Raw genomic sequence first — 507 nt, 5'->3', positions numbered from 1 at the left:
AAATATCGCTGCGGGCGTCCGGCGGCTGCTTCAGAAGCCGCTCCGAACGGTCATCGTAACCGCTCAGAATGACTTTCTGTGATGCGGCATCCAGGTTTTCCCAAATCAGCTCGAGCGGTGAATAATTCAGTACGGCGGATTCCGCACCTTCATCTGTCAGAGAAGTGGTTAAAGAAACGTCGTTTTCGTCGCTGAGTCCGTAAGCGGTGATTTTTATGTTTCCGTCGATTGCGAGCCGTATGTTTCGCGGCCTGATGTTTTTATGGATTATCTGCGGTGAAAAATTATGCAGGTAATTCAATGCATCCAGCATCTGATCAGCCCAACGCAAAACGTCGGCAAGGGCGAAAGGACGCTGATTTTTTTCCAGAAGAGTGACAAAATCATCTCCTTCAACCGATTCCAAAACCAAATACTGACGTCCCAGTTCACTGAAATAATCCAGGGCACGCAACAGTCGATCATGTTTCATCGAACAGAGCCGTTTTGCCTTTTCGGCATATGATT

General features: G+C 47.9%; 1 protein-coding gene. It reads right to left on the bottom strand.

Annotation, left to right across the window (positions count from 1 at the left end; all coding sequences use genetic code 11):
• Positions 1-472: protein kinase domain-containing protein (locus tag R7P74_RS29705; protein ID WP_318124340.1), on the bottom strand; the 472-nt coding region annotated here is incomplete at its 3' end.
• Between the last annotated feature and the right edge of the window lie 35 nt (positions 473-507).

The sequence above is a fragment of the Vibrio sp. 2033 genome (assembly GCF_033339735.1).
This window is presented reverse-complemented; position numbering and strand designations above follow the sequence as displayed.